The organism is Janthinobacterium sp. AD80, from assembly GCF_002878455.1.
In the GTDB taxonomy this organism is placed as follows: domain Bacteria; phylum Pseudomonadota; class Gammaproteobacteria; order Burkholderiales; family Burkholderiaceae_D; genus Janthinobacterium.
The window spans coordinates 1-3,042 of record NZ_NRDQ01000319.1 but is presented as its reverse complement, the minus strand read 5'-3'; the positions used below and the strand labels follow the sequence as shown (position 1 = coordinate 3,042).

Genomic DNA, 3,042 nt, shown 5'->3' with positions numbered 1-3,042 from the left:
CGACGATGGTGTGTCGCCCAGCGGTTCCAGGCTCAGGGTGCTCAGCGTCGCCGATGGCGGCGGCACGGCGGCGGGTGCCGGGCGCAGGGGTACGGCATCGGCCGGCGCCAGTTCCAGCACCTGGTCATACGCTTCGGACGGCTTTTCCAGCTCCTCGTCCGGCAGGCTGTTCTGTTTGGCGCGCTCAGCCTTCTTGAGCGCCTGCATGAGCAAGCTCATGGGAAGTCTCCCTGCAGGCGCGCCTGCGGCTGTGGGGCGGCGGCCGGCGCGCCCTCCGTGTAGGGCTGGCTGTTCAGCGGCGCCTGGCCCGGCAGCAAATAGCGGTAGTCGCGGTAGTCGCCGTCGATGCTGGCATCCTTGACCACCACCGGGCGCATGAAGATCACCAGTTCCGTCTTGCTGTTGGCCTCGTTACGATAGGTAAACAAGTTGCCGACCAAGGGCAGGCTGGACAGGCCAGGCACGCCATCCTTGGCATTGTCGATGGAGTCCTGCATCAGGCCGCCCATGACGGCGATCTGGCCGCTGCCCACCTTCATGATCGATTCCAGTTCGCGCGCCTGGATCACGGGCACGCGGCTGATCACGCTGGCCGTGGCCAGGGCCGGGTTCGGGTCCTGCACATAGCCGACGATGCGCGTGATGGTGGGGCGCACGTTCAGCGTCACTTCATCGCTGTCGGAAATTTGCGGCGTGACGCTCATGACGAAGCCGACGGGCACGGTTTCCAGCTTCGATTCATAGGTGGCCGGCGTGGTGATGGTGCCCGTCGAGCTGATCACGGCGGGCGTGACCTTGATGGTAAAGAAGACATTGTTGTCGACCACTTTCAACATCGCGGTCTGATTGTTCAGCACGCTGATTTTCGGGCTGGATAGCACTTTCACCTTGCCGAACGATTCCAGCAGCTGGATGGTGGTGCTGAAGCTGTCTTTCAGGTAATTGAGCACGAAGATGCCGGGAGTGGTGCCGGGCGTCACGCCCGAGGGCAGCGGGGTGGTGCCCACTTGCTGCTGCCGCAGCTGCAGGCTGCCCGTCAGGCGCGACCAGTTGATGCCTTGCTGGTACTCGTTGCTCAGGCGCACTTCGATGATGGTGGCTTCGATCAGCACCTGCCGCTTGGCGCTATGCAGCACCACGTCGAGGAATTCGGCGATTTTTTCATGCTGGCGGCCCGTGGCCCGCACGGCGATCAGGCCGCCCTCGACGTTGACCACCACCGACGACGGGCTGCCCTTGTTGGCCAGCTTTAACAGCGGCAAGCCGTTGGCATCGACGGGCTGGGACGGCGCGGCGTTTGCATTGCCTTGCTGCTGGCCCGGCGCATACTGGCCGCCGCCCTGCATCGGTGCCTGCGCGCCATAGGGCGTGGCGCCATATTGCCCGGCGCCGCCCTGGCCTGGCCCGTTGAAGCCCTGGTTCTGCGCCTGTCCGGGCTGGCCCGCCTGGCCCTGTTGTCCAGCCTGGCCCTGTTGCTGGCCTTGCTGGCTGTTCAGTTGCTGGTTCAGCTGGGCCAGCGGGTCCACCTGCACATCGTTGAGCGTGGTTTCGCGCAGCAGGTCGCGGATATTCTTTTCCAGGCTGTACCAGAAGTTATTTTCCGAACGATTCACCACCAGGGTCGTCGAATTGTTGTTGCCGCCGCTGCCGTTGCCTTGCGTGCCGCCGACCGGATTGCTGGCGCTGTTAGTGCCGCCACCGGCCGTGGAAATTTGCGTCGCGATGTTCACGCTGCTGTTGGTGCTGCGCGCCATGTTGACGTAATCGACCTTGTAATTGCGCCACACGGGCGCGTCCGGCAGCACGACCAGGTTCTTGCCATCGATTTCGTAGCGCATATCGACTTGCTTGCTGATACGCGTCAGCAGTTGCGGCAAGGTCTGGTTCAGCGCGTTGAGGGTCACGCTGCCCTCGATTTGCGGATGGATATCGACATTCATGCCGGCATCGCGGGCCAGCGCGAACAGCAGCGATTGCACGGGCACTTTATGCACGGTGACGCTGTAAGTTTCCAGTTTGGGTGCCGGCAGTGGCGCGGCCAGCGCGACGCTTTGCTGCACGGTGTCGGGAATGGCGCCAGCCGGACGCGGCGCTTCATTCAGGTGGCCAGGCGACACGGGCATCTGGTGCGAGGCGCAGCCGGCCAGCATGGCGCCGCAGGCGAGGGTGAGGCAAGAGGCCAGCACAGGAATAGGGTGTTGGTTCATGAAAAGTTCGCCCTTGAAGTCGTGTTGTGCTTTTGCAATTTTAACCACCATGATCCTCTAAAAGCAATCGTGTGGGGAGGCCCGGGGAGGAATATGCGGAAATAAAGTTGGTGCCTGCCACGTCATGGTTTCGCGGCTGCACCGCGCTTAATTTCCATACGGATATTATCTATGTCGAGAAGTAATATATTCCTCGGCGACGATCCAGCCAGGCGCGCCCAGACAGCCTGCGCACTGGCGCGGTCGGCGTAGCTGCCGTAGACAAAATCCAGACGCGCCGCACGCGCTGGCGCCGCCGAATTTGCCGCCGCGCCGGCGGTGTCAGACGCGCTGGCCGGCAGATGAAAAACGTGCAGGTCGCGCAGGCCGATCGCCTGCTGCGCCTGGCGCAGGAATGCTTCGGCGCTGGCCGTCTCGGTGGCGGGCAGGCTGGCGATCCGCAGCACGAGCCGCCCCGGCGCCTGTGCCGCCAGCCACGTGCGCGACGCGGCCAGGCTGCTGTCGAGCAGCGGCGTGGCGGCCGCTGCCGGCTGGCGCTGTGCTGCAGCGGCGTTCGCGCTGGCAGATCTCTTTTCTGTGCCCGTGTTGACGCTCGTGCCCACTCCTGTTCCCATGCGCGTGCCAGTATCCGTGGCCGCGCCGGCGTGCGTTGCCGCGCTTGCCGGTACTGGCGCGCCGGACCGGCCTGCCGTCGTCGCCATGCTGATTTCCAAGGCGGGCGCGGTCACGGCTTGCGGCACGTCAATGGCACTGGCTTCGCTGGCGCCGGCGCCAGCCGCACCGCGTGCTGCACCAGCACCATCTCGGGCTGCGCTGGCAGGGCTGCTGGCGGCCG

2 protein-coding genes and 1 pseudogene are annotated in these 3,042 nt (G+C 64.8%); all 3 read right to left on the bottom strand.

The features are described from left to right. Nucleotides 1–219 (bottom strand): annotated as a pseudogene (locus JaAD80_RS29115) (hypothetical protein); the annotation flags it as partial. After that, nucleotides 216–2,207, bottom strand: coding sequence for a type II secretion system protein GspD (locus JaAD80_RS29110; RefSeq protein ID WP_258003255.1), 1,992 nt, complete (start codon nt 2,205–2,207; stop codon nt 216–218). The gene JaAD80_RS29110 and the pseudogene JaAD80_RS29115, both read right to left, overlap by 4 nt. A 122-nt stretch (nt 2,208–2,329) precedes the next feature. Further along, the gene (locus JaAD80_RS29105) at nt 2,330–2,908 is read right to left on the bottom strand and encodes a hypothetical protein (protein ID WP_146012613.1); all 579 of its coding nucleotides are present in this window, start codon (nt 2,906–2,908) and stop codon (nt 2,330–2,332) included. Between the last annotated feature and the right edge of the window lie 134 nt (nt 2,909–3,042).

Coding starts and splice junctions, on each gene's coding strand:
- JaAD80_RS29110 (WP_258003255.1), bottom strand. CDS start 2,207: ATGAACCAACACCCTATTCCTGTGCTGGCCTCTTGCCTCACCCTCGCC.
- JaAD80_RS29105 (WP_146012613.1), bottom strand. CDS start 2,908: ATGGCGACGACGGCAGGCCGGTCCGGCGCGCCAGTACCGGCAAGCGCG.